Annotated in this window: 20 protein-coding genes; 8 read left to right on the top strand and 12 right to left on the bottom strand. The window is 71.2% G+C overall.

Features of this window, described 5'->3' with window-relative positions; translation table 11 throughout:
• Positions 1-81: 81 nt before the first annotated feature.
• The 3 genes from D892_RS0112890 to D892_RS0112880 all read right to left on the bottom strand — a co-directional run bounded on the left by D892_RS0112890 (position 82) and on the right by D892_RS0112880 (position 2,552).
• On the bottom strand, positions 82-555 hold the full coding sequence (locus D892_RS0112890) for a hypothetical protein (protein ID WP_024801634.1): 474 nt from the start codon (positions 553-555) through the stop codon (positions 82-84).
• 126 nt (positions 556-681) lie between these two features.
• Positions 682-2,088 (bottom strand): ADP-ribosylglycohydrolase family protein, encoded by a 1,407-nt coding sequence (locus D892_RS41055; protein ID WP_084161530.1) that lies wholly within the window; start codon positions 2,086-2,088, stop codon positions 682-684.
• A gap of 5 nt (positions 2,089-2,093) precedes the next feature.
• Positions 2,094-2,552: a hypothetical protein gene (locus D892_RS0112880; RefSeq protein ID WP_156959484.1), complete on the bottom strand. Its 459-nt coding sequence runs from the start codon at positions 2,550-2,552 to the stop codon at positions 2,094-2,096.
• 418 nt (positions 2,553-2,970) lie between these two features.
• Between D892_RS0112880 and D892_RS0112875 the strand changes: the two genes are divergently transcribed.
• From D892_RS0112875 to D892_RS41050, 4 genes are all read left to right on the top strand, one after another.
• Positions 2,971-3,459 (top strand): universal stress protein, encoded by a 489-nt coding sequence (locus D892_RS0112875; RefSeq protein ID WP_024801631.1) that lies wholly within the window; start codon positions 2,971-2,973, stop codon positions 3,457-3,459.
• A gap of 94 nt (positions 3,460-3,553) precedes the next feature.
• A complete protein-coding gene (locus D892_RS0112870) occupies positions 3,554-4,642 on the top strand; it encodes an isochorismate synthase MenF (RefSeq protein ID WP_024801630.1) in 1,089 nt (362 codons plus the stop codon).
• 142 nt (positions 4,643-4,784) lie between these two features.
• Positions 4,785-4,955, top strand: a complete 171-nt coding sequence (locus tag D892_RS45085; RefSeq protein WP_084161047.1) for a DUF2613 domain-containing protein — start codon at positions 4,785-4,787, stop codon at positions 4,953-4,955.
• Positions 4,936-9,591, top strand: coding sequence for an alpha-(1->3)-arabinofuranosyltransferase (locus D892_RS41050; protein WP_232236074.1), 4,656 nt, complete (start codon positions 4,936-4,938; stop codon positions 9,589-9,591). Before D892_RS45085 ends, D892_RS41050 begins: the two co-directional genes overlap by 20 nt.
• A 112-nt stretch (positions 9,592-9,703) precedes the next feature.
• Here the strand turns inward: D892_RS41050 and D892_RS0112850 are convergent, their stop codons facing one another.
• A complete protein-coding gene (locus D892_RS0112850; RefSeq protein WP_024801628.1) occupies positions 9,704-10,918 on the bottom strand; it encodes an acyltransferase in 1,215 nt (404 codons plus the stop codon).
• A 178-nt stretch (positions 10,919-11,096) separates the two neighbouring features.
• Between D892_RS0112850 and D892_RS0112845 the strand changes: the two genes are divergently transcribed.
• Complete coding sequence (locus tag D892_RS0112845) at positions 11,097-12,215, top strand: DUF3068 domain-containing protein (RefSeq protein ID WP_024801627.1); 1,119 nt, start codon at positions 11,097-11,099, stop codon at positions 12,213-12,215.
• A gap of 181 nt (positions 12,216-12,396) precedes the next feature.
• On the opposite strand, the gene D892_RS0112840 is transcribed toward D892_RS0112845, so the two are convergent.
• On the bottom strand, positions 12,397-13,632 hold the full coding sequence (locus tag D892_RS0112840; RefSeq protein WP_024801626.1) for a polysaccharide biosynthesis protein: 1,236 nt from the start codon (positions 13,630-13,632) through the stop codon (positions 12,397-12,399).
• A gap of 278 nt (positions 13,633-13,910) precedes the next feature.
• Here D892_RS0112840 and D892_RS47705 point away from each other — a divergent pair, with 278 nt between their 5' ends.
• Positions 13,911-15,716, top strand: coding sequence for a hypothetical protein (locus D892_RS47705; RefSeq protein ID WP_024801625.1), 1,806 nt, complete (start codon positions 13,911-13,913; stop codon positions 15,714-15,716).
• Between the two features lie 171 nt (positions 15,717-15,887).
• On the opposite strand, the gene D892_RS46595 is transcribed toward D892_RS47705, so the two are convergent.
• On the bottom strand, positions 15,888-16,139 hold the full coding sequence (locus tag D892_RS46595; RefSeq protein WP_156959482.1) for a hypothetical protein: 252 nt from the start codon (positions 16,137-16,139) through the stop codon (positions 15,888-15,890).
• 198 nt (positions 16,140-16,337) lie between these two features.
• Here D892_RS46595 and D892_RS0112825 point away from each other — a divergent pair, with 198 nt between their 5' ends.
• Positions 16,338-16,775 (top strand): VOC family protein, encoded by a 438-nt coding sequence (locus D892_RS0112825; RefSeq protein WP_024801623.1) that lies wholly within the window; start codon positions 16,338-16,340, stop codon positions 16,773-16,775.
• Here the strand turns inward: D892_RS0112825 and D892_RS0112820 are convergent.
• Positions 16,709-17,956 (bottom strand): glycosyltransferase family 4 protein, encoded by a 1,248-nt coding sequence (locus D892_RS0112820; RefSeq protein ID WP_024801622.1) that lies wholly within the window; start codon positions 17,954-17,956, stop codon positions 16,709-16,711. The two genes, D892_RS0112825 and D892_RS0112820, sit on opposite strands and share 67 nt — an antisense overlap.
• 697 nt (positions 17,957-18,653) lie before the next feature.
• On the opposite strand from D892_RS0112820, the gene D892_RS41045 reads away from it, so the two are divergent.
• The gene (locus D892_RS41045) at positions 18,654-19,376 is read left to right on the top strand and encodes a class I SAM-dependent methyltransferase (RefSeq protein ID WP_036568797.1); all 723 of its coding nucleotides are present in this window, start codon (positions 18,654-18,656) and stop codon (positions 19,374-19,376) included.
• A 69-nt stretch (positions 19,377-19,445) separates the two neighbouring features.
• On the opposite strand, the gene D892_RS0112810 is transcribed toward D892_RS41045, so the two are convergent.
• The 5 genes from D892_RS0112810 to D892_RS0112790 form a co-directional block, all read right to left on the bottom strand.
• On the bottom strand, positions 19,446-19,736 hold the full coding sequence (locus tag D892_RS0112810; RefSeq protein WP_024801620.1) for a hypothetical protein: 291 nt from the start codon (positions 19,734-19,736) through the stop codon (positions 19,446-19,448).
• Positions 19,737-19,941: 205 nt separating this feature from the next.
• Positions 19,942-20,145, bottom strand: coding sequence for a hypothetical protein (locus D892_RS0112805; RefSeq protein ID WP_051499651.1), 204 nt, complete (start codon positions 20,143-20,145; stop codon positions 19,942-19,944).
• A gap of 252 nt (positions 20,146-20,397) precedes the next feature.
• On the bottom strand, positions 20,398-22,230 hold the full coding sequence (locus D892_RS0112800) for a phosphoenolpyruvate carboxykinase (GTP) (RefSeq protein WP_024801618.1): 1,833 nt from the start codon (positions 22,228-22,230) through the stop codon (positions 20,398-20,400).
• Positions 22,231-22,658: 428 nt separating this feature from the next.
• A complete protein-coding gene (locus D892_RS0112795; protein WP_024801617.1) occupies positions 22,659-24,209 on the bottom strand; it encodes a hypothetical protein in 1,551 nt (516 codons plus the stop codon).
• The gene (locus tag D892_RS0112790; protein ID WP_051499648.1) at positions 24,196-25,332 is read right to left on the bottom strand and encodes a hypothetical protein; all 1,137 of its coding nucleotides are present in this window, start codon (positions 25,330-25,332) and stop codon (positions 24,196-24,198) included. Before D892_RS0112790 ends, D892_RS0112795 begins: the two co-directional genes overlap by 14 nt.
• Positions 25,333-25,412: the final 80 nt, after the last annotated feature.

Here is a 25,412-nt window from a genome sequence, read left to right as displayed (position 1 = left end):
GAACGATGGTTCCGAGGACGAGGAATCCGGGCACCGGGCGTTCGACGCGATCACCGGGCCGCAATCATCGAGCAGAACCGCTCAGCAGATGTGGCCCATATTCACGGTGCCCGGTGGCGTCCCCAAGGGGCAGGCCTGGCGCTCGCGCTGCCGATCCAGCTCCTCCTGCTGACGTTGGCGCTGCTGGTCGAGCTGCTGCTGTTGTTCCTGGCGCTGCCGATCCAGCTCGGCCTGCCACGCCGGCAGGCCCTGCGCGTTCCACAGGATGGGGAACGCGCCCGGCCCGCAATCCTCGATGAACTGCTGTGTCGTATTGGCTTCGGCCACATAGCCGAGCCAGAAGATCCGGAGGTTCGTGCACAGCGCCTGCATGCCGACACCGGCGGGCGCATCGTCCTCGTTGACGCAGGTCGTCACGATTCGGCTGCCCTCGGGCTGTGCGCCGCAGGTGATCGGGCCGAACGGCCGGGCATCCGCCGCACCGGCGCCGAGTACCACGCCGGCCGCCAGAGTGATCGCCGCGGCACCGCCGGCCGCCGTCGCGCGCATATTCATGTAGGTCCCCCCGGATTGACGATCTGGAGATCAGCAGCCTGGCACAGGCGCGCACGGCATGTCAACGATACTCGCACGGAATACCCAGGGGCACTTCATCTCCGGCGCCTACCGATCCACCGGCCGTCATCCACAGACGACATGCCGACTGGCGACGTCGAAGGTGCGGCGGGCCAGGGCAGAGATGCTGACGGCATCGTACCCGGAGACCACGCTGCGCAGGCGATCGTGCAGCGGACCGGTCCAGTGCCGCGGGATCGCGCCGGCGCCCAGCAGGATTCCGGAGACCGACCCCGCGGTGGCGCCGTTGCAGCCGGTGTCCCAGCCGCCCTGCACCGTGAGCGCTATCGTTCTGCCGAAATCCCCTGCGCCCCACAGTAGCCCGGCGGCCACCAGGCAGCTGTTGCCGACCGCGTGCATCCAGTTGTAGTGCTCGTGACCGGTGTGGACCGTCGCGATCGCCTGCTCCCAGCCGACACCGCGGCGATGGTCGTCGATCACCTGCGCCAAGGCCCTCGCCAGCCGTGAATTCTCCGGAATCACCTGCTGTGCCGCGGTTATCGCGGACAACGGATCGGCGGCGCCGAACGATGCGGCGATCAGGGCGGCCGCCCACATCGCCGCCCAGACGCCGTTTCCGGTGTGCGACAGCGCGGCGTCGCGGGCCGCCAGGTCGGCGGCGCGCACCGGATCGTCGGGGCAGACGTATCCGTAGATGTCGGCGCGGCTCATCCCGCCGGTCCACTCCCGGTACGGGTTGCGGAACCGGGCGGTCGCCGGCGGCGTCCAGCCGTCGATGAGGTTGCGGTAGGCGACCCGCTCGGCGGTGTAGGTCTGCAGGAACGGCAGCCGCTCCAGCCAGCCGGCCGCGACATCACCGGCGGTGAAGCCGGTGCCGTGCTGCTCCAGCAGGTGCAGCCCGAGCACGGTGTAGTCGAGGGCGTCGTCGCGCGGGCAGCCGTCGACGCGGCCCCGGGTCGATTCCGGCCAGCCGCGCTGCAGCCGGTACCCGTCCGGCATCGGATTCGAGACGGGGACGTAGTCCGACAGCGGATAGGCGTCGGCGCGCTCCAGATAGGAGCGGATCACCTGCGGACTCCACCGGAACCCGTTCTCCAGCGGCTTGCCGAGCGTGCAGCCCACGCAGCGGCCGAGCCAGCCGCCCAGAATCCGGTCGTAGAGCCGGTTGCCGAACTGCGACGCGCCCGCAACCCGGTGCGCCGCGACGGTGTCGGCAACATCCTCGCCATCGCCGGCAACTGTGCCATTGCCGGCGGCCCCCTTACCCTCGGCGAGCCCGTCACCGATCTCGTCGTAGGGCCAGGCCGGGACGCTCGGTGCGGATTCGATGCGGTCGAGCAGGCGCCAGCACGACGCCGGATCGGGCAGCGCGGTGTGGGTCAGGTCGCGGACCTCTTCCGCGAAATCGTCCACGGCATAGCCGGATTCGCGACGCTGCAGCCATTCGAAGTACAACAGGGCGCGCGGGTCCCCTTCGGGGTGGCCGAAGAAGGCCAGTTCGATCGGTTCCATGATGGTCACAGGACGGTGGCAACCGTCGCGACGACCTCCGACAGCAATGGCAGCGATTCATCCCGCTGGGGCGCGCGCGCCCACCAGCGTCCCTCGTGGGTATGTCGGCCGAAGCCGGTGGGCAGGATGACATTGCTGCGGTGCGGGCCGATATCCACGCCGTGACGCTCCAGTTGGACGGTACATTCCAGAGAGGGGTACCCATCGAAGACGACGAGGAACGTCCGGCGCGGCGGCCGGTCGCGCACCAGCACCGGGCCGGGAACCCCGCGGACCATCAACTCGCCCAGCATCAGCGCGCCCAGCGGCTCGGGGGTGTTCACGACGGCGATCGAATCGACCAGCGGTAGCACGACGAAGCCCGGGGAAGTCACATGGACATGCGGCAACCCGAACAGCGACCGGTACGCTTGCGCCCAATCCTGGGGGGTGGCAAGTTCTTCCAACCGCAAGATCAACCTCATTCGGTTTTCGCTGCCCGGTACCGAGGTTCGCGCCGGGCGTGGGTATACCAGTGAAGACCGGAATACCGAGCAAACGCAGCGGTTTCGGTGAATCGCGCGCAAATTGTCAGGTACGAGTGCATGAGTTGTCATAGCGAACGTGGGTTCCGAAATCCTTGCGCCACAAACTGTTCGGTCGCAATAGTGAACGCGGAGGTCGATATCCGACCGAATACGCACTCGCGTTCCGACCCGGCGAGGAAAACCGCCGCGCCGCCGCGCCGCCGTCAACAGGCACGACGCCGCGCCGCGCGCCGCATCCCGGTGCCCGCCGGACTCGTGGCGCTTTCCCGGCGAGCCGCTCGACATCCGCATCGCGGGAGATCGGCCGGGGTACTCTCACAGCACAGCCGAGGCACCGGGACCCGGGAGGTTCGCTATGCCCTGCGACACCATGCTCATTGCCTACGACGGATCCGAGAACGCCAAACGGGCGGTCGAGTATGCGGGCCGGTTCCTGTCGGCCACCAGGGCGGTGGTACTCACCGCCTGGGAGCCGATGGTGCGCCAGGCCGCGCGGTTGTCCGGGCTCTCGGGGGTGATGCAGCCGGAGTGGCTCCCCGACGAGGAGATCGAGGACGTCGCCTACGTCGACGCCAAGCACACCAACGCGGAAGGGGTGCGGCTGGCCAAGCTGGCCGGGCTCAACGCCGAGGCGCGCACGGCCGAATGCACCTCGACGATCTGGAATGCCATCGTCGACGTCGCCGACGACCTGAACGTCGACATCATCGTGGCCGGCACCCGCGGCGCCACCGGCGTCCGCGCGCTGCTGCACTCCAGCGTCGCCGAGGCGGTTCTCAAGCACTGCCATCGCCCGATCCTGCTGGTGCCGCCGGGCCGGGACCCGGCCGACGCCGCGCGCTGATACCCGCAACGGCACCCCGGTGTCACCGCTCACGGTGAGACCTCCCTCGCCTCCGGGCTCCGTTTCGGACACGGCGGACTATCGTCGTCGGGACATGGACGGTTTTCTGCTCGCTCAGCCCGGCGGCGTGCTGCGCGCCGCAGGTACGCGCCGCGCGTTCGACGACGGTCGGCGGGCGGCCGACGCGCTGCGCGACGGGGCCGAGCTGATCGTGGGTGCGCTGGCGTTCGACCCGCGCCGCCCCGCCGCACTGGCCGAGCCGGACCGGGCCGAACACACCGCGGGACCGTGGCGCCCGGCGGCCTTACCGCCGCTGCCGGGAGTTCGGGTGATCACCGAGATACCCAGCGCCGCAGAGCATGTCGCGCGGGTGACGAAACTGGTAGAGCAGCTCTCGGACGTGGCGCAGCCGCTGCGCAAGGTAGTCGCGGCGCGATCGCTACTCGCCGAGGCGAGCGATCCCCTGGAGCCGGAAGTGGTGGCCGGCCATCTGCTCGCCCGCCATCCCCGGGCCAACGTCTTCGCGGTGGATCTCACGCCGGCGGGACGGCCCGGCGCCACCTTGGTCGGCGCGACGCCGGAGGTGCTGGTCGCCCGATACGGCGACACGGTGACGCTGCGCCCGCTGGCCGGTACCGCGGCCCGCCACCCCGATCCGGACGCCGATGCCGAACTGTCCCGAGAGTTGTTGTCCAGCACCAAGAATCGGGCCGAGCATGCCTTCGTCATCGACTGGATCCAGGAACGGCTCGGCCCGGTCTGCCGCGAGCTGACGGTCCCGGAGGCCCCGGAACTGATCAATACGGCCGAGGTCTGGCACCTGGCCACCCCGATCCACGGCCGCCTGCGCGACCCCGGCACCACGGCCCTGGACCTGGCGATGCTGCTGCACCCGACCCCGGCCGTCTGCGGCACCCCTACCGATCCGGCCCTCGAGATCATCACGGAGACGGAGGAGGACCGCGGCTTCTACGGCGGCGCGGTCGGCTGGTGCGACGCCCGCGGCGACGGCGAATGGGTCGTGGCGATCCGCTGCGCCGAACTGTCCGCCGACCGCCGCACGCTGCGCGCCTTCGGCGGCGGCGGCATCGTCGCGGCCTCGGACCCGAAGGCCGAACTCGACGAGACCACCGCGAAACTGCGCACGCTGCTGGGCGGGCTGCACTGCGCTGTTCCCGAATGACCCAGCGCAGCTCCCGAACAACTCGGCGCAGCCCCTGGACAACGCCCCGCGGCGCCCGCGCCGACCCGCACTCGTCGCCGGTCACAGTTCGATGTTGTAGGTTGACTCGGAATACGCCTGCGTCGATGTATGGGAGTACGCGATGAAGTTTGCCGGTCCTGGTGCTGCGAGCGCCGTCGCTGGAGCGCTGCTCGGCGTGGTCGCGGTGTTCGTCATCACCGCGGCGGCACAGCAGAACTCGCGCCCGGAGATCGATCGCAGCGGTGATGCGTCGTCGTCGCTGCTGAACAACGTTGAGTACGGCTCTCGCTGAGTCGCCGACCGTCGCTGCTGCTCCCGCCGACTCCGGCCCCGCGGCGCCGCTGGGCCGGCGCTGGTTCGCCGGTACCGTCGTCGCCGCGTTCCTGCTGAGCTTTCTGCAGGCACCCGGGCTCACCGTCGCCGATACCAAATACGATCTCGCCCAGAATCCGCTGGGCTTCCTGCAGCGGGCCGCGCACCTGTGGAGCAGTCAGGCCCCGATGGGGCAGGTGCAGAATCAGGCCTACGGGTACTTCTTCCCGCACGGGGCGTTCTTTTCGCTCGGGCACGCGATCGGGCTGCCGGCCTGGGCAACGCAGCGGATCTGGTGGGCGCTGCTGATCCTGGCCGGTTTCTGGGGGATCGTCCGGCTGTGCGAGGTGCTGGGCATCGGGACCCGCGGCTCGCGGGTGGTGGCGGCGCTGGCGTTCGCGCTCTCGCCGCGGGTGCTGACCACGCTCGGGTCCATCTCGTCGGAAACCCTGCCGATGATGCTGGCGCCGTGGGTGCTGCTGGCTCCCTGCGCCCTGGGAACCGCCTACGGCGTCCGCAAGCGCGGTGCGCGGTCACCGGCCGGCAGTGCGCTGGCGCTGGCGCTGATGGGCGCGGTGAACGCCGTCGCCACGGTGGCCGCGTTCCTGCCCGCGGTACTGTGGTGGCTGTCGTACCGGCCGAATCGGCGCTGGTGGCGGTTCACCCGGGCATGGATTCCGCTGGCGGTTCTCGCCACGTTCTGGTGGGTCGTGCCGCTGCTGCTGCTCGGCAGGGTGAGCCCGCCGTTCCTGGACTACATCGAATCCTCGGGGGTGACCACGCAGTGGGCCTCGCTGGCCGAGGTGCTGCGCGGGACCGGCAGCTGGACGCCGTTCGTCTCGCCGGAACGTATCGCCGGCGCCGTGCTGGTCACCCAGCCCGCCGCGGTGCTGGCGACGGGGCTGCTCGCCGCGGCGGGGATGGCCGGGCTGGCGCTGCGGTCCATGCCGCACCGGGGCCGGTTCGCGCTCATCCTGATCGTCGGGCTGGCCGGCATCTGCGCCGGATACGTCGGCGAGATCGGCGGACCGTTCGCCGAGCAGATCCGGATCTTCCTCGACGCCGGCGGGGCGCCGCTGCGCAATGTGCACAAGCTGGAACCGCTGATCCGCATACCGCTGGTGGTCGGCCTCGCGCATCTGCTACACCGGGTGCCGCTGCCGGCCTCGGTGCCGATGCCGGTGTGGCGCCGGGCCTTCGCCCGTCCCGAACGGGACCGGATGGTGGCGGTCACGGCCCTGATCCTGGCCGCGCTGACGCTGTCGACCTCGCTGGCCTGGACCTCCCGCCTCGCGCCGCGCGGCGCCTACGACGAGGTCCCGGCCTACTGGCGGCAGACCGCGGAATGGCTGGCGCACAACGCCTCCGGCACCCGCGCGCTGGTGGCTCCCGGCGCGCCGTTCGGCAGCCAGATCTGGGGCTTGACCCGCGACGAACCGTTGCAGGCGCTGGCGAGCACGCCGTGGGCGGTGCGCGACGCCGTGCCGCTCACCCCGCCGGGCGCGATCCGGGCGATGGATTCGGTGCAGCGCCTGATCGCCGACGGGCGGCCGTCCACCGGGCTGGCCCCGACCCTGGCCGCCCAGGGCATCGGAGTCGTGGTGCTGCGCAACGATCTCGACCCCGAGACCTCCCGCTCGACCCGCCCGATGCTCGCCCACCAGGCCGTCGAGGGTTCCCCGGGCCTGACGAAGGTGGCCGAGTTCGGCGACGACATCGAACTCGGGCACGGCGACGGCCTGGTTACCGACGGCGATCTCCGACCGGTCTATCCGGCCGTCGAGGTCTACCGGGTCGAGGGCACCCGGCCCGGTGCGCCGGTGGATGTCCGGAGCGGATCCGGTGCGCCACCGGCGTTTCCGGGTGCCTACACCGTGCCGCTCGATTCGGTACCGGTCGTGCAGGGCGGGCCCGAGGTGCTGGAGCGGCTGCGGCGTGCCGGCGACGCGCCGGTCGGGCCGACCGTACTGTCCTCCGATGCCGCGCGGGCCGGGCTGTCCGGTGGCGCGGTGACCGTCACCGACACCCCGATGGACCGCGAGGCCGACTTCGGCCGCGTCGACAACCACGCCTCGGCGCTGCGGGCGCCGACCGACCCGCGGCGCACGCACAACCTCGTGCCCGACTATCCCGTGCCCGGCGCGGCGCCGGTCGAGGGCGAATGGTCCGGCGCCACCGTCACCGCCTCCGGTTCCGCCGCCGATGCCACCCAGCTCGGCGGGGCCGCACCCGGCAGTTCCACCGCCGCGGCGGTCGACGACGATCCGTCCACCGCCTGGTTGAGCAACAGTGCCGAACATGCTGTCGGCCAGTGGATCCGGCTCGATCTCGATCGGCCGATCCGGTCCGGGTCGCTACAGCTGACGACCAGTCCTGCGGCGATCGGCGATCCGGTGAAATGGATGGAGGTGCGCACCGCGAACGGGACGGTTGCCGCCCGTGTTTCCAAACCCGGTGCGCCGGTGTCGGTTTCGCTGCCGCCCGGGCGCACCGACTGGGTGCGGATCACCGCGATCCGCACCGAGGGCGACAGCGCCGGCGGCCAGTTCGGCATCAGCGAACTCGGCCTGACCGACTACTCGAACCTGGACGCGCCGGTGCCGGTCGATATCCGGCACCGCACGGTGCTGCCGCCACCGCCGGCCGGTGCGCCGCTGCGGGGATGGTCGCTCGGACAGGAGTTCCCCGGGCGCGGCGGGTGTTTCGATGCTCCCGAGCGGGTGCGGTGCAGTAAAGGTATGGCCCTGTTCGCCGAGGAGCCGAGCACCTTCCAGCGCACACTGAGCGTTCCCGGGCCGATGGACGTGGCCCCGCGGCTGACCGTCCGCACCCGTCAGGGCCCGGCGCTGGAGTCGCTGCTGACCGATCCGGACCGGCCGATCGCCCGGGGCGAGGCGGAGGTCGGCGATCTGCGCGGTTCCGCCTTCGCCGCCACCGACGGCGATCCGCGCACCAGCTGGACGGCGCCCGAGGAGACGGTGCGCACCCCCGACGGACCGAAACCGACGCTCACCCTGGAACTTCCGAGGCCGACCCTGGTGGACGGCCTCGACATCACCACGCCGCGCGGCGACCTACCCGCCCGCCCCACCTCGGTGGCGGTGAATCTCGGCGACGGACCGCAGGTCCGCGAGATCGATGCGGACGCCGAACCCGGCAGCACGACCCGGATACCGTTGCACCCGCGGATCACCGACCACATCGAACTCAGCATCGACACCTGGAAATCCGTCCTGGACCGCACGGCCCTGGGGATCACCCAGGAGCAGCCACCGGGGCTGGCCGAGGTGTCGGTCCTCGGGCCGGACTACCCTCCCCCCGCCCCCCTGGACCGCCCGGTCACCGTCGACTGCGAGCACGGGCCCACCGTGGCGATGGCCGGGAAGATCGTGCACACCACCGTGACCGCGACGGCCGACGAACTACGTTCGGGCGCACCCGTTTCCGCGCAGGTGTGCGGAGTCGAGTCCGGCGGCGGGATGTCGAATCCCCCCGGGAGCACGGCCGGTTCGCCGGACAACACGTCCGCCCCGGCCGGAAGCACGGCCGGCGCCGCCGAGAACGATCCCCGGGCGCTCGACGAGGCGCACCGGAATTCCGGGTCCGCTGCGACTGCGGGCGAGGACATTTCGCCGCCGGGAACCGATACGCCGATAAGTCTGCCCGCCGGGCGCGTGGACGTGACCACCGCGCCGACCGACCTGTTCTCCGTCGACGAGCTGCGCCTCGATCACATCGGCGCCGAGGCCACGCCGATGGCCGCTCCCCCGGGCGCCCGGCTGCTGGTGCTGCCTCTGAGCACCAATGTGGGCTGGGTCGCGCACACCGCCGACGGCCGGGAGTTGCGCCCGGTCGTGGCGGACGGCTGGGAACAGGCCTGGCTGCTGCCGCCGGACGCGCAGGGCCCGATCACGGTCGAGTTCCCCACCGACCGCTGGTACCGACTGGCCATCTTCGGCGGCCTGCTGCTGGTGATTCCGCTTGTCGCCCTGGCCGTTCCGTGGCCCGGTCGTCGGCGACCGCGCGGGACCGGCGGCCGGATCGCCGAAAACGGCGGCCTCGGCGAACCTTCCGATAATCCGCCCGGCGGCCGCGAGCCGGACAATGACGGCCCCACCGCCACTGCCGATCATCCGACCAGCGGCCGAGTGCCCGAAAACGACAGCTCCGCCGATCGTCCGGCCGACAGGCGGGAGTCCGAAAGCAGCGGCCCCGGCGAAGCGGCTCACCGGAACCCGACAATGGCGGCTCCCCCGCCCGAGACCCACCCGGAAACCACTGCCGTCCCGGCGGATTCGCCCCCGCGCCCCTGGAAGGCCCGGATCCTCGGCATGATCGGGCTGGCCCTGGCCACCCTGCTGATCGCCGGCCCGATCGGATTCGGCCTGACCGCAGCGGGTCTCATCGCGGCGCGATTCGCGGGCCGCATCGTGCCGCGCGCACTGGTCGTCGTCGCGGGGGCGGGCACGGTGGTATCGATGGCGGCACTGTCCACGGGCCCGTGGCGGTCACCCGACGGCTACATGGGCGGATCAGTCTGGGTTCAGCTACCCGCGTTACTCGCCGTCATCGCGGTCGGCATCGCCGCACTCCCGTCACGCCGGGACGCCCGATAGTCCGTACACCTCATCGCCCGCGGCACCTCGTCGGCGAAATCGGTGGCAGCACTACCCCACCCGCTCGTGGTGGCATTCACCCGGCGACCACCTGGACGGCGCCGGCCGGGCATCACCCGAAACGGCGCCGGACCCACTGCCGCACCGGCTCCTCGATCAGTGCGTAGCCGGCCGCCGCCAGCGGCACGGTGAATGCCACGGTCAGTACCAGCACATGCAGGAAGCTGCGCTGGAACGGGACGATGCCGAATACCGGGAACACCATGGCCAGCACGGCCAGATGCCAGATGAAGATGCCGTAGGACCAGCGGCCGATCGCCGCGGCCACCCGGCTGCGCAGCCAGCGGTGCGGCCGGTTGCCGAGCACGAGGGGCGCCAGCAGCCCGAATCCGACCAGGGCGCCCAGCCCCATCTTCATCGCGTACTGCCAGGCGGCACCGCGTTCCAACCCGGCCGGGCCCGCCAGATCGGAGGCCGCGAGCAGGAAGGCGATCAGCCCCAACGGCCACATGACCCAGGGGTTTCCGGCGATCCGCCACCCCTGCGAGCCCGCGAGCCCCGGCCGGACGGCGCCCTCCTCGACCAGCTCGGCCAGCAGCATTCCGGCGACGAACCAGGGCAGATATCCGGGCAGCCAGTTGTCGGCGTGGATCGCGTCCGGCGTCGGCACCGGAAGGAAGTTCCAGCTCAGGCTGATCACTCCGAGCGCGAGCACGACGGGGGCGCGCCATCGAGCCGCCGCTCCGCGCAGCCACATCACCGCCCAGGCCAGGAGCGGCAGCACCAGATAGAAGGCCACCTCCACCGACAGGCTCCACATCTGGGTCAGCCCGTCGGTCAGCGTCAGCGGCACGAACACCTGCAGCAGCGCCAGATTCGACACCCACACCCGCAGACCCGCCGATTGTGCCGCCGTCGGCAGCAGTATCAGCACCGCGCAGACCACCACCCAGTACGCCGGCAGAATGCGGGCCGCGCGATGCAACAGGTAGCGACCCGCGGTCGGCGCCGTCCCGAGCCCGCGGGCGGCCGCGGCGTGCGGGCGCCACAGCAGGAATCCCGACAGCCCGAAGAACACGGCCACCGCCATATCGAACCGTCCCAATACCCGGCCCAGCACAGGTATTCCGTTCGCGCCGGTCTGAAAGGCGACGTGGGTCAACACGACTCCGAGCGCGGCCAGCCCGCGCATCCCCTCCAGAGCCGGAACGAATACGCGACGACCCGCGGCGGCCGAGTCGGGCCCGGACAGCTCGGCATGCGGTATTTCTGCATGCGGTATCTCTGCACGCGGTGTCTCGGCATGCGGTGTCACGGAGGCGGTCATCGGGCTCCAGTCTGCCGTCTCCGATGCTACGGCGGCGTTCCCGTCGGGGATTCCGGTATTTCCGGCCTCAGCTCGGCATGCGGACGGACCGGACTGTTAGTGTCAGGGCTCACGAACGCTGCCCCCTTGTCCGCAGCGTTCCCCCGGAGCGTCCTGTTCGATGACGAGGAGAGTTTGCATGGCACTCAGTGCCGGAACCAAGAGGACGGTGGCCTGCCTGCTCGTGGGACTCGGCGCGCTGCTGATCGTGGCAGCGCTGCTGATACCAACGTACGCCGTCGGCCAGCTGGCCAAGACTCCTCTCGACCTCGAGATCACCACCATCGCGAAGAATCGCACGGACGCGCCCAGCGAGGTGCTGGATTCCAGCACCCTCACCTCCGGTGACGGGCCCGCGAAGGTGGACCGGAACGTACGCCTGCTATCGCAGCGCTTCCTCACCGTCGAGGATCCGTCCGACAAGAGTGAGATGACGCTGCAGGCCGGTCAGACGATCCGCAACATCGATAAGCAGGGCGAGACGGGGCTGCTCAGCGCCACCATCGACCGGGTCACCATCGACCGCAAGGACGGCATGCCGGTCGGCGCCGATCCCAACGGTTCCATCGCGTCGTCGGTGAACAGCAAGGGCGAGAGCGTCGCCGAGCCGGTGCAGCACGACGGACTGCAGTACCGGTTCCCGATCGGCACCGAGCAGCAGACCTACCCCTACTTCGATATCAACGCGCGCCAGACCTTCGACATGAACTTCGTCGAGGAGTCCGAGATCAACGACCTGAAGGTCTACCACTTCCAGCAGCAGATCCCGCCCACGGATCTGGCGAAGGTGACCAACTCGCCCACCAACCGGGTCGCGCTGCCGGCGGCCAAGTGGGGCGTGGACGGCGGCGACGCCACCGTCACGATGGACCGCTACTACTCCAACACCCGCGACGTCTGGGTCGAGCCGGAGACCGGCACGATCATCAAGGGGTCCGAGCAGCTGCACATGTACTACTCGCGCGACGGGGCCAAGCCCGAGGTGACGGCGCTGAAGTCGACACTGGAGTTCGACGACAACACGGTGACCTCGCAGATCGCCGAGGCCAAGAAGTACATGGACGAGATCTCGCTCTACAGCCGGGTGCTGCCGATCGTATTCGGCGTCGTCGGCGTCGTCGCCCTGATCATCGGCCTGCTGATGGGCCTGCGCGGCGGCGGATCGGGCCCCACTCTCGTCCAGCGGCGTAACCCGAGCGAGCAGCCGACCGGGGACGACTCTCCGACCCAGCAGATCAATCTCGGCGACAACAAGTAGGTCTACTCACCGAGTGGCTCCCCGGCGCGAATGCCGGGGAGCCACTGGCGTTTTCGGGACCTGTGCGTTGTCGGGGAAGCTGGCCGAGCCCGCAGCGCTGTCCGAGGCGGCCACCGGGCGTCTCCGCGTTCCCCGGTCGGCACGTACCGACGATCATCGGGCCGCTCGGGAATTTCAGGCGCTAGAGCAGTTCCTGCCGAGCCCGGGAGTCCGGCGTGCCCGCGCGGGCGAGCGGACGGGCGGAGCCGAGGATCACCCCGACGATCCCGGCGGTGACGAGCGCGGCGCAGGCCGTCGCCGTGCCGAGCAGCGCGGGCAGCGAGCGGGCGAACAGCAGCATGATGCCCACCTCGGCGGCGAGGCCCGCCCAGGTGAGGGCGGCGAGCGCGGTGCGGTCCACCGCGATCGCGGACAGCAGCGCGCCCTGCAACAAGGCCAGCAGGGCGCCGTCGAGCGCGAACAGCCACAGCCACCCTTGGATCGGGGCATAGTCGGCGCCGGCGAACAGCGGTGCCAACGGGGCGCAGACGGCCGCGCCCACGACGGCGGCCACCCCGATCGCCGACAGCACTCCGAGCGCATCGCGAACGGCGCGGGCGGAATGCCGGGGCTGCGCCATCCGCGGATACAGCACGACTCCCACTGCCTGCGGCAGCCAGAACGCGATCTTGGTGGCGATCGCACCGAGCGCGTACCGGCTGGCATCGGCGTCGTCCAGCACGATCCGGGCCACGATCAGGTCGGCCGACGACAGCGCCATCAGTGCCGCCTGCACCTGCGCCGCCCGCAACACCGCCGGCACGCCGGGCGCCGGAAACGAGCCGGAACCCGGTGCGGTACCGGCGTTCTCGCGGGCGGCGCGCGCCCCCAACGCGGCGGCCGACAGACCTGCCGCGGTGCTCCACAGCGCGGCGGCCGAACCTCCGCCCAGAGCCAGCACGACCACCGCCGGAGTAACCCGGGCTATGCCGACACCACCCAGAACCGTTGCCAGCGAACGGAATCGGCGTTCGCCCTGCAGCACCCCCTGCTCTCCCGACACCAGCACCAGTACGGGAGCGGCCGCGAGCGCACCGGCCGCCGCCGCCCAGTTCGCCTGCAATATCACCGCGACCACGGGCACGAGGACGACCGCGACGACCGCGACGATCCCGGCGCACCGCCACCCCAGCCGCCGCACGACCGCCACCGGCGCGCCCCGCACCAGTTCGCGGGCCACCACGTTCTGCAGCGCCAGCGCCGGGACCGCGCACAACAGCTGCACTGCGAGCAGGCTCGCGAACTCGCCGTACCCGGCCACCCCGAGCCACCGCCCCGCCAGCAGTTGCAGCAGGTATCCGGCCACATTCGCGGTCATCGCCCCGGCCGTCACCAGCGTCAGATCCGCGACGACGGGCAGACGAGGTAGGGCGGGCATCCCGTCATGCTGCCACCCACCGGCGCGCCCCGGCATCCGGCCTGGCAGATACCGCGAGGACGAGGAACGTCCGGCGCGGCGGACGGTCGCGCACCGGCACCGGACCGGGAATGCCGGGGACCATCGACGCGCCGAGCATCAACGCGCCCGACCACGGACACGCGATCGGATCACCGCTGCGGGTGGCGCCGCCGGACCGGCGCGACCGCCGCGCGACCGACTCGCCGGTACCGCACACCCGGCACGTAGGGTGGCTGACCGTGACCGAGGGTGGCCGGGTGTCGAGCGGGCGGTGGCGCCCCTTCGTCCCTGCCGCCTACAGCCTCGCGCTGGCGCTGCTCATCGTCGGGCCGCTGCTCGGATCGGGGTATCTGCTGCTGCGGGACGCGGTGAGTACGCCGCGGTCCTATCTCACCGATTCGGCACTCGGCCTGGGGGATGCCGCGCCGCGCGCGGTGCCGCAGGACGCCCTGCTGGCCGTGCTGTCGGCGGTTGTCGACGGCGGCCTCGTCGTGAAGGCGATCCTGGTCGCGGCCCTGTGGGCGGCCGGATGGGGCGCGGCGGTGCTCGCGCGCCGGATGCTGCGCGCGTCAACCGGACCGCAGCTGGTGGCGGCCACCGTGGCCGTATGGAACCCGTACGTGGCCGAGCGACTGCTGCAGGGGCATTGGAGCCTGCTCACCGGATACGCCGCGCTGCCCTGGACGGTGCTGGCCGCACAGCGCATCCGCGCCTCATCCCGAAATACCGCTGCCCCCGGAAATGCCGTCGCCCCCCGAAATACCCTGCGCGCCCGAAATACCGTGGCCGACTGGGCAATACTCGCCGGATGCCTGGCCGTCGCGGGGCTGACCCCGACCGGCGCCCTGCTGGCGGGGTGCGTGGCGCTGACGGTGGCCGGTCGGCGGAACATCCCCTGGACGCTGGCACTGTGGTGCGCCGCCTCGGCGCCGTGGCTGACCGCGACCGCGCTGTCCGGCGCCGGGGCGGAGCCGTCGGATCCGGCGGGGATCGCGGCGTTCGCGGCGCGCGCCGAGCCGGGCCTGGCCACGCTGGGCAGCCTCGCGGGCCTGGGCGGGATCTGGAACTCGGATGCCGTACCCGCCTCGCGCACCACGCTTTTCGCATTGGCGGCGACGGCGGTACTGCTCGTCCTGGTCGCGGTCGGTGCCCGGAACGCCCTCGCGGCCGGTGATCCCGCGACCCGCCACACCCGCCGGGCGCTGCTCGCGGTGGCCGCCGCGGCGATCGTGCTGCCCGCCCTGGGCGCGACGGGGTGGGGCGTGCACATCGGGGAATACCTCGTCACCAGGATTCCCGGCGCCGGATTGCTCAGGGACACACAGAAATACGTCGCGCTGGCGATGCCCGGCTTCGCGGTGTGCGCCGCGGCCGGCTGCCGAACCGTGGCCGAGGCGGGCCGGAGCCGCGGCGGCTCCGTCGGAACGCCCCTGACCGCAACGTTTTTCATCGCCGCGCTGATACTGACGCTGCCCGACCTGATGTGGGGCGTCGGTGGCGCGTTGCGGCCGGTGCACTACCCGTCCGGCTGGCAGCACGTCGCGGCGCGAATCACCGCCCCGGGCGACGTCGCGGTCCTGCCCGCCGGAATGTTCCGCAAGTTCCCGTACAGCGGCCGCGCACCGGTGCTCGACCCCGCACCCCGAATGCTGCCCAGGGACGTCCTGCAGACCGGCGAACTCCCGGTCCGCGGCCGCACGGTCTCCGGCGAGGGCGCCCGCGCCCGCACCGCCGAACACCTGCTGCTGAGCGGCGCCGGCGCACCGGACCTCGCGGCCCGGGGCATCGGCTGGGTGCTGGTCGAACGAACCACCCCCGGCCCCCTCGGCGATTCGAAAACCACACTGGCCCAGCTGGACCCGGTCTATTCCGACGACGACCTGGCCCTGTACCGCGTCCCGGGCGCCACCGACCTCCGCCCGGACTCCCACACCCGCCACCGGCACACCGCCATCGCCGCCCACATCCTGTGGGCACTGCTCCTGTTCGCCGCCCCGGCAGCCCTACTCACCCGCCGCCTCCGACAGCGAACCGCGGCCGGCGAACCCACGACCGCCCGGTAGTTCCCCGCCGGCACATACGTACTCCGGCGTACTCCGGGCAGCCCTGTGCACCAACACCTGGTAACGCCCCACACCTGCCGTGGACCCCGTTGCTCTTCACCGGCGCGACAACACTTCTCACCCATCACCTCCGGCAGCGGCGCGAACGGAGAGGCGGCACCATCACATGCGCTACCGACACACGAGGGCAGCGCCCCGGGGACTGCCGACCCCGTCCACAGCACTGTCGCCGGCCGCCGCCGAGCCCCGGCCCACCACGTTCGGCGCCGTCCTACAGTCTTCGACGCCACCGATGTACGCGGCCCGGCCGAGTTCTATCGCCTCCTGCTGGGCTACGAATACCGCGCCGGAGACGAACCGCCCGGGCTCGGCGAGCCGGATACCGCCGATCGGCTCGTGCTCACCGTCGACGGCAGCGGGCATTTCGGATCCGAGCACTCGTGCGCCGACACCGCATCGTCGATCAGCGCCAACCCCCAGCACTGGCGCGCAATCGCCTGCACCACACCGAAACACACCGTCGCCTCCGCCTCCACGGGACACCGCATCCCGGGACCACCCGACACGGCGGAGCACAGCGGGGAGTGACCCGGCAGCGCGTGCGTGCGACATGATGGCCGCATGGCCGACAACTTCCCCGCTCTGCGTTCGACGGTCTTCGACGCCACCGATGTGCGCGGCCTGGCCGAGTTCTATCGCCTTCTGCTGGGCTACGAATACCGTGCCGGAGACGAACCGCCCGCGGCCGGCGAGCCCGATACCGCCGACTGGCTCGTGCTCGACGACCCTGCCGGGCACGCCCGCCTGGCCTTCCAGCAGGTCGCCGAGCTACCGCGGGCGAGCTGGCCGGAACCGGATGTGCCGCAACAACTTCACCTGGACCTGACCGTCCCGGATACCCGGGAGCTGATCGTGCAGCACGAACGGGCGCTGGCGCTGGGCGCGACCCTGCTGCTGGACCGGTTCGACGATCCGGTCGAGCCGCTGTACGTCTACGCGGATCCGGCGGGCCATCCGTTCTGCATATTCGTCGTATCGCCCGGCTCCTCGGACGCCTGAGCGTTACCGCGGATCGACGGGCGACCGCCGACCAGCCCCGACACGCACTCCCCGCGCACGGCGGCGGTGAGGACGTCGAGGACGCCGTTCGCCGTTTGCTCCCAGGAGAATTCGCGGGCGCGGGCGCGGGCCTTCTCCCCGAGGACCGTGCGGGTCTCGGTGCGGGTGAGCAGTTCGCCGACCGCCTCCGACAGCTGGTCGGCATCGTCGACCAGCATGCCGGTGACGCCGTCGACGACGGAGTCGGTGAGCCCGCGGGAGGACCGGTAGCCGACGGTCGGGACGCCGTGCTGGGCGGCCTCGATCACCGCCAGCCCCCAGCCCTCCTTGCGGGACGGCAGCACGTGCACCCAAGCGCGGGACAGCAATTCGTGCTTGCGGCACTCGTCCACATGCCCGTGGAAGGTGACCGCGTCCGCGATGCCGAGGTGCCGCGCACAGGCTTCGAGATTCTCCGACCACCAGCCGTCGCCGACCACGTCCAGCCGCACCTCGGGCAGGTGCGGTCGCAGCGCGGCCGTGGCGGCCAGCGCGTCCTCGATCTGCTTGTGCGGCACCAGCCGGGACAGCACCACGATGCTCGGGTGGGCCGTGCGGGTCCGGGCCGAGCCGGTCGGCGCCGGGCGCGGTATCGGCTCGGCGCCGTTGCGCACCACCGCGATCCGGTCCCGTCGCACACCCAGCGCGGCCAGTTCCTCCGCCGAAGGCAGCGACACGGTCAGGTACTGATTGCGCCGATGCGCGCGGGGCGACAGCCACGACTCGATCCACCAGCCGACGCGGCCCACCAGGCGCCCCGCCACCGGCCACTGCTCGCGATGGCCGTGATGCACGAGCACGACCGAGGGCGCCCGGGTCGCGACCCGGGCGAAGAACGGCATGCCGTTCTGGGTATCGATCACCGCATCCGGCCGCACCCCGCGCAGCGGTCCGAACCCGAACCGCCCGCACACCATCGCCACCAGGGCGCGCGGATACACGGTGAAACGCCCACCGGCACGGCTGATATCGATGCCGTCGACCCACTCCCGCCGCGCCGCGCCGCGATAGCGCGCGGTCCGCAGCGTCACCTTCACGCCGCGAGCGGCCAGGTGCGCGCCGACCTGCTCCAGGTATCGCTCACTGCCGCCGCCCTGCGGATGCCCGGTGTCCCGCCAGCACAGCAGCAACACCTCACGCACCGGACCGGGACCGCTGCCACCCGGAAAAAGATCCGCGAATCCGCCGGCGATCTCCGCCGCACCGGGCGTGATCATCGCTGCCGCGACCCGTGCGGCCGGAGCGGGCTCGCGGGGGCCGGTATCGGGCACGGCACATCTCCAGAGTGGTACTAGGTACTAGGTCGGACGACTGGCAGTCCGCACCACCCTATAGGCCACCCGCGCGGGCCATGTCATCGGCGGGCGACCGGTCGGCACCGGACCGCCCGCGACCGGGCGGCATCCGGCCCCGTCCGCTGTGCGAAACTGATTCGCTGTGCGCGCGGTCGGGACGCGACACGGACGACGGGAGCGGAGACGGCATGTGTGATCAGGGCGCGACCCGGCGAACACTGCCGACCGGGCCAAAGACACTGCCGACCGAACCGAAGACACTGCCGACCGGGCCGAGAACACTGCCGACCGAACCGGCGGAGGCAGCGTGCGCAACCCCGTAGGGCCCGGGTTCCTGCGCGGTCGGCCGCTTGCGCTCCTGCTCGGGCGAAGCACACCGGCGCTTCTGCGCGAGCGAGCGGCCACTTTTCTGCGTAACCGGGCCCCAGCCCTGCTGCGCAACCGCGCATCCGAACCGGCACCCGCAGGCGACACGACGTCCGCACACGACCGAACACGGCTCGGCGACCTCGGACCGCGCCCGAGTTTCGCCCGGCGGGCAACCCTGCGCCGGTCGCTGCGGCTGCTCGGCAGCTTCCGCTTCGAGCAGACCGATCCGGCCCGGTTCTACGGCGGCATCGCCGCCGATACCGCCGACCTGGTCCGCGACTTCTACCGCGACCTGACCGGCCGCGACCTCGGCGGCACGACCGTGCTGGACGTCGGCGGCGGCCCGGGCTATTTCGCCGACGAGTTCGCCGCGGCCGGCGCCCGGTACATCCCGCTCGAGCCGGACCCCAGCGAACTGCACGCCGCCGGGCTGACGGTCCCGGGCACCGTCCGCGGCTCCGGGATGGCGCTGCCGATCCGCGACGACGCCGTCGACATCTGCCTGTCCTCCAATGTCGCCGAACATGTTCCGAATCCCTGGCTGATGGCCGACGAGATGCTGCGGGTGACCAGACCGGGCGGGCTGATGGTGTTCTCCTACACGGTCTGGCTCGGGCCGTTCGGCGGGCACGAGACCGGACCCTGGCACTACCTCGGCGGCGAGTACGCCGCGCGCCGCTACCGGTGCAGGCACGGACACGAACCGAAGAACCGGTTCGGCCGGTCGCTGTTCGCCGTGCGCGCGGCCGACGGCATGCGCTGGGCGGACCGGTCGCCGGCGCGCACCCTGGCCGCCTTCCCGCGCTATCACCCGCGCTGGGCGTGGTGGCTGGTCCGGATACCGGGCCTGCGTGAACTATTCGTCAGCAATCTGGTGGTGGTAGCCGCACCGCGGTGACCGCGTCGGGCCGAGAACGACCGAGAACGCTGCCCCGGTGTTTGCCCATCCGGCGCGGCGCCGGTGTCACTATCGGCCGCGACGCCAGAGCCGGCCGACGCCGGATTCACACGGTTCGCTCCACGGCGGTTCCTGGATGGCCAGCCCGACCGTCTCCATCGGCGTCAGCCCCACCCGGCCGGCCAGCGCGCTGACGGTCGAGACCGCCTCGGCCGCCTGTAACGCCGCCGTCGCCTGCTCCAGCGTCAGGGTCCGGCCGGGTAGGAAGGAGACGACCCAGCCCCCCTGCCCGACACACCTCGCCTGATGTGGGGTCTGGTCGCTGGTCATCAACGCCCGGCCGACCACTTGCACCGCCATGACTCGGCTCTCCTGCGATTGCATATGAAAAATCGAGCGGAAGATTGCTACAAGCATGCTCCGCAACGGCTCACAATGCAATAGTGCGTTCTCCGAAAAGCGAACCGGCAGGTTGGATTTCGAGAATCGGGATGCCTGGCGTTAACTGTCGTGACGAGTGAGGCGCGAATCAGTCCCTGAGTCAGTCTCCGAATCAGTCCCTTAATCAATCCTCGGGCATGTGCACCCGGAGAACGGGCCGGGCCGGATGCTCCACCGCGACGGAGGGTTCGGCAACGGCTACCCGCCAGCCGGACGGCAACACCTCCTGCAGGCGGCTCGCGGCGCGGTGCAGCGGCGTACTCGGGGAGGACAACGGATCGTCGACTACCTCCGGGACAACCACCGCGTCGACTATCGGATCGATCATGCCCACCACCCGCCTATCCACGTTCGGTCCCGGTCGACCGCGGTCGGGCGCGTCCGCGGGCAATACCGGGGCTACCGGTGCAGTCGATCGTTTATGCCGTGCAATCGAACTGGTCAGTCATGAGACGTAGAACACACTCAGGATAAAACAGTCTGCGGCCGATTCCGTACAACGGTTGCGTCACACGCCGAAAACAACCGCCCGCACCGTGCGAGCGACGGTGCGGGCGGTGTGGATTCGCGGAGCGGGCGGCTAGCCGAGCCGCTGCTTGAGCGCCTCGAACTCGTCGCGCACGCCCGACGGCAGCTTCTCACCGATGAATTCGAACCATTCCTCGATGAGCGGAATCTCCTTGCGCCACTCCTCGGCGTCGACCTTCAGCGCCGCGTCGACGTCGGCCGGATTCACGTCCAGGCCGTCCAGGTCGAGCTGGCCGGCGGTGGGCACGTTGCCGATCGCGGTGGACTCGGCCTCGGCCTTGCCCTCGATGCGGTTGATGATCCACTCCAGCACGCGCGAGTTCTCGCCGAAGCCGGGCCACAGGAAGCGGCCGTCCTCGCCGCGGCGGAACCAGTTGACGTAGAAGATTTTCGGCAGCTTCTGCGCGTCGGCGCCCTTGCCGATGTTGATCCAGTGGCCCAGGTAGTCGCCGACGTGGTAACCCATGAACGGCAGCATGGCCATCGGGTCGCGGCGCACCGTGCCGACCTTGCCCTCGGCCGCGGCGGTCTGCTCGGACGACAGCGTGGCGCCCATGAACACGCCGTGCTGCCAGTCGAAGGACTCGGTCACCAGCGGCACCGTGGTCTTGCGGCGGCCGCCGAACAGGATCGCCGAGATCGGCACGCCCTGCGGGTCGTCCCACTCCGGCGCCAGTATCGGGCACTGCGACATCGGCGTGCAGTAGCGCGAGTTCGGATGGGCGGCAAGGGTTTCGGTATCGCGCAGATACCAGTCGTTACCCTTCCAGTCGATCAGGTGGTCGGGCTCGCCCTCCATGCCCTCCCACCAGACATCCTGGTCGTCGGTCAGGGCGACGTTGGTGAAGACGGTGTTGCCGTCGTCCATGGTGGCCATGGCGTTCGGGTTCGAGCTGTGGTTGGTGCCCGGCGCGACACCGAAGAAGCCGAACTCCGGATTCACCGCGTACAGCCGGCCGTCGTCACCGAAGCGCATCCAGGCGATGTCGTCGCCCAGGGTCTCGGCGCGCCAGCCCGGCACGGTCGGCTGGATCATCGCCAGGTTGGTCTTGCCGCAGGCGCTCGGGAACGCGGCCGCGACGTAGTAGTTCTTGTTCTCCGGCGAGATCAGCTTGAGGATCAGCATGTGCTCGGCCAGCCAGCCCTCGTCGTGCGCCATGGCCGAGGCGATCCGCAGCGAGTAGCACTTCTTGCCCAGCAGCGCGTTGCCGCCGTAGCCCGAACCGAAGGACCAGATCTCGCGGTCCTCGGGAAAGTGGGTGATGTACTTGGTGTCGTTGCACGGCCACGGGACGTCGGCCTGGCCCGGCTCCAGCGGGGCGCCGACCGAATGCAGCGCCTTCACGAACGGCTTGTCGGTGCCCAGCTTCTCCAGCGCGGCCGCGCCCATCCGGGTCATCACGCGCATCGAGATGACGACGTACTCGGAGTCGGTGATCTCCACGCCCAGCTTCGGATCGGCGGCGCCGAGCGGACCCATGCAGAACGGCACCACGAACATGGTGCGGCCCTTCATCGAACCCCGGTACAGATCGGACATGGTCTTGCGCATCTGCGCCGGATCGATCCAGTTGTTGGTCGGGCCGGCGTCGGCCTCCTCGCGCGAACAGATGAAGGTGCGCGATTCCACGCGGGCCACGTCGGAGGGATCGGAGAGCGCCAGGAAGGAGTTCGGCCGCTTGGCCTCGTTCAGTTTCTTCAGGGTGCCGGCCTCGACCAGCTGGGTGGTCAGCCTGTCCCATTCCTCGTCGGTACCGTCGGCCCAGACGACCCGATCCGGCTGGGTGAGTTCTGCGACCTCCTGCACCCAGGCGAGCAACCCTGCGTGTTTCGTCGGTGCGGTGCCATCGGATCCGTGAAGACCGGGAATGGTCACTGAGGTCATAAAAACTCTCCTGAGACGGGTGGCCGAGGAGGCGAAGAGTGGGCGCGAGCCCAGCTCGCGACGCCGGGGGGCCACCGTTGGCGGTGGGTACCCGCTCCGGCTTGCCGAAAGCACGCCCCGGGTGGGCGGCGTACAAGGACGAAGCGGACGCCCAGGGATTCCTTGATTAAGAGGTTAACGCGATGTGACCCCAGGTACGGAATGGGGTCGCTCACTCGGTACCCGGTCGTGACGCCCGGCAATCACCCGAGTCCGGGGCGCCCCGCACCGGTACTGATCGGTAATGCCGTCCGGCAAGGACTCATAGGCGCTGTCAACTCACCGATAGGAGACATATATAAGGCCTGTGGCATTCGAACAGCATGTGATGCGTCACACACCGGTGACCCCGGATTCCGGGTTGCCGGTGGGCGGGAGCGACGGCTCGGTTACTCCGGAAAGGCCTCGGCGATGACGGCGAGATCCCGTTCACACGCCGCCAATTGAGCCGGCTGCTGCGCGGATGCCTCGCGCAGTTGCCGCTCCAGTTCGGCGACGCGGCGATCGGTCTCCACCACCCGGGCGGTGCTGGCCCGCACCACCTGATCGGTGAGCCGGGACTCCGCCTCCACCAGGGCCGTCGCGACCCGCTGCTCCAGCTGTGCCTTCACGTTCACCAGCGCGTCGGATACCCACTGCCCCAGGTGCGCACGGTCGGCGAGGTGGCCGCGGGCGCGCACCACCCAGTACGCCACGCCCGCGCCGAGCAGCAGGGTCACCGGAACGGTCGCGTAGTCCAGGGCCGGCACCAGGGCCAGCGGCGCGACCACCAGCCGGCCCAGGCCGAAACCGGCGGACGCGCCCAGCGCGATCATCAGATGGTCCTCGACGCCGCGGTGCCGCGGTTCGGGGTCCGGGCCCAGGCTCGGCGGCGGATCGGTGCGGGAGGGCCCCGGCTCGGGGCCCGGGCCGGGGGCGGGGCCCGTCACGGCCTCGATCTGCCGGGCCAGCTCGGCCAGCCGCCGCTCGACGACCACGTCGAGCTCGGCGGTCAGCTCGTGCACCGATCGCTGCAGTTGTTCGGGATAGTCGCGGGCGGCGCGGCGGCCGAGGCGGTCCAGGTCGGCGCGCGCCGAGGCGTTCAACGCGCGGATCCGGGCGCCGACCTCGTGCAGCAGATCCACCCGGGCCAGATGCAGCCGGTTGCGCAGTGCCGCCATGGCCTGCGCGCGGCCGCCGTCGCGGCCGGCCAGCAGGGTCGCGCGCTCCTCGCGCAGCCGGCCGACGGATTCGCCCGAGCGCAGCGTGGCGGCCTGGGCTCGAATGCGCTCGCGGGTGTCGGCGAGCACGCGGGCCGTGACCGCGGCCGCCCGCCCCGGACCGCCGTCGGCGCCGACCGCCCTGGTCAGCATCGTGTGCAAGGCACCGAGACCGGACCGATCCAGCAGCGCGGGATCGCCGGACCGGCGGGCGCCGACCGCCAGCTGGGCCGAGACCGGCACGATATCGGCCGCGGCGCCCAGGACGGGGGCCAGCAGCGCACCGTTGCGGTCGAAGACCGTGCGCCACTCCGGATGCGCGTGAATGCCGTTCATGGCGAACACGATTCGCGTGCCGGCCGCGCCCAGCCGCCCGACCAGCCGCAGGGCGTCCGCACCGATCGTGGCGCCGGCGTCCAGCACCATCAGCGCGACCTGCGGCGCCGCGGCCGGCGCGGCGGGCTCGGTGAGCACGATATGCGGCTCGAACCGGGCCAATTCGGTGCGCAGCAGCATGGTGTTGGGGTCGCCGGGACCGATCAGGGTGACCGGCACCGGCGGCGTGCCGGGTTCGGCGCCGGTCGCCGGCACCGCCTGTAGCAGCGCGCTGCCCTGCGGATTCCACCGCGCCACAACGGCTTCCACCTGCTGCGGCAGGACCGGCGCGTCTGCGTCCGGCACCGGCACGGAGGCGGCCGGAACCGGCACCGAGGTGGAATCGACCTGATCAGAGTCCGGCACTGCTCATTCGCTCCCAGATCCGGACGTAACCGTTGTGCACCCGCAGCGCGGCTCGGCGTGCCGGTGCCGGCATGTCACCGGCGACCACCGCGCGCCAGCGCTGAGCGCGCAGCGCCGCGTCGTCGGCATCGGCCGGCCGCACCGACGGGTAACCGGCCGCGAGATGGGCGACCTCCGGCCCGGCCAGCCCGGCCTGCAGCCCCAGCCACAGCGCCTCGTCACCGGCGAGGTAGTCCTCGATCAGGTCGCGGGCCCGACCCGAACCGGCCGCGCCGCCCGGCACCGAGCGCGCGGCCAGGCGGGCGAGTTCGTCGAGGAATTCGCCGCCGCGCAGGACGCCGATGCGTTCGTAGCGCCGGTGCAGCAGGGCGTGCACCGGGTCGATGGCGCCGGCCGCGTGCAACAGCTGCAGCAGTTCCCGCGGACCCAGATCCGGCTCGTCCCGCAGCGCCGTCAGCGCGCAGGACACCCCGTGCAGGCCCCAGCGCTCCAGCACCGCCTGCCGGTCGGCGACATCGGGGCCCGCGGCCGCGGCGGTGAACAGCTCCGGCGACAGCGTGAAGGTGGGATCGGTCGTGCCCGCGTGCCGGCGCAGTGTGCGCAGGTCGTCGTCGTTCGGCGTGCCGGCCCGGGTGGCCACCGCCAGCGCGGCGACCACCGGCAGCACCGGGACACCCAGGCCGTGCGCCAGCTGTTCGGCCGCCGACACGGCGTCGGCCCACCGGGAGCCGATCGCATCGGCCTTGTTGAGCACCACGATCGTCCGGTCCGGGGGCAGCTCGGCCACGATGCGGCGGTCGGCGGCCTGCGGCGCCGCCGGCACCACGTAGACGACGAGATCGCCGTCCAGCTCCGGATCGGGGCGGCCCGGCTCGTCCACCGGCTCGGTCTCCACCGCCGATATCAGTGCCAGCGCCCGCAGCAGGGTGCTCTTGCCCGACCGGGCCCGGCCGGTGACCTGAATGACCAACGGCCGCCGCCACATTCCCGCGGCCGCCACCACCTGCTCGGCAATCCGGGGATCGTTCCCCGCGCCGACCCGCAGCGTGGCGATCAGCTGATCGAGCTCCGGCACCGGACCGCCCTGGTCGTTCCCGAGTCCCGATGCGGTGACTGCCGACACGTGCAACACCCCCTTCCGCCGCGCAATTCTGTCAGAACCGGACCCGGTTGTCGGCACGGACCACGGAGTTCGGCCCGGTA

The organism is Nocardia sp. BMG51109 (assembly GCF_000526215.1).
Taxonomy (GTDB): Bacteria; Actinomycetota; Actinomycetes; order Mycobacteriales; family Mycobacteriaceae; genus Nocardia.
This window is presented reverse-complemented; position numbering and strand designations above follow the sequence as displayed.

What these genes read in the sequence shown, in the direction of transcription:
- D892_RS0112870 (WP_024801630.1), top strand. Translation starts at nt 3,554, where the DNA reads ATGGACGGTTTTCTGCTCGCTCAGCCCGGCGGCGTGCTGCGCGCCGCA.
- D892_RS41055 (WP_084161530.1), bottom strand. Translation starts at nt 2,088, where the DNA reads ATGGAACCGATCGAACTGGCCTTCTTCGGCCACCCCGAAGGGGACCCG.
- D892_RS0112805 (WP_051499651.1), bottom strand. Translation starts at nt 20,145, where the DNA reads ATGATCGATCCGATAGTCGACGCGGTGGTTGTCCCGGAGGTAGTCGAC.
- D892_RS0112840 (WP_024801626.1), bottom strand. Translation starts at nt 13,632, where the DNA reads ATGCCCGCCCTACCTCGTCTGCCCGTCGTCGCGGATCTGACGCTGGTG.
- D892_RS45085 (WP_084161047.1), top strand. Translation starts at nt 4,785, where the DNA reads ATGAAGTTTGCCGGTCCTGGTGCTGCGAGCGCCGTCGCTGGAGCGCTG.
- D892_RS0112810 (WP_024801620.1), bottom strand. Translation starts at nt 19,736, where the DNA reads ATGGCGGTGCAAGTGGTCGGCCGGGCGTTGATGACCAGCGACCAGACC.
- D892_RS0112800 (WP_024801618.1), bottom strand. Translation starts at nt 22,230, where the DNA reads ATGACCTCAGTGACCATTCCCGGTCTTCACGGATCCGATGGCACCGCA.
- D892_RS0112825 (WP_024801623.1), top strand. Translation starts at nt 16,338, where the DNA reads ATGGCCGACAACTTCCCCGCTCTGCGTTCGACGGTCTTCGACGCCACC.
- D892_RS0112880 (WP_156959484.1), bottom strand. Translation starts at nt 2,552, where the DNA reads ATGAGGTTGATCTTGCGGTTGGAAGAACTTGCCACCCCCCAGGATTGG.
- D892_RS0112890 (WP_024801634.1), bottom strand. Translation starts at nt 555, where the DNA reads ATGAATATGCGCGCGACGGCGGCCGGCGGTGCCGCGGCGATCACTCTG.
- D892_RS0112845 (WP_024801627.1), top strand. Translation starts at nt 11,097, where the DNA reads ATGGCACTCAGTGCCGGAACCAAGAGGACGGTGGCCTGCCTGCTCGTG.
- D892_RS0112875 (WP_024801631.1), top strand. Translation starts at nt 2,971, where the DNA reads ATGCCCTGCGACACCATGCTCATTGCCTACGACGGATCCGAGAACGCC.
- D892_RS46595 (WP_156959482.1), bottom strand. Translation starts at nt 16,139, where the DNA reads ATGCCCGCTGCCGTCGACGGTGAGCACGAGCCGATCGGCGGTATCCGG.
- D892_RS0112850 (WP_024801628.1), bottom strand. Translation starts at nt 10,918, where the DNA reads ATGACCGCCTCCGTGACACCGCATGCCGAGACACCGCGTGCAGAGATA.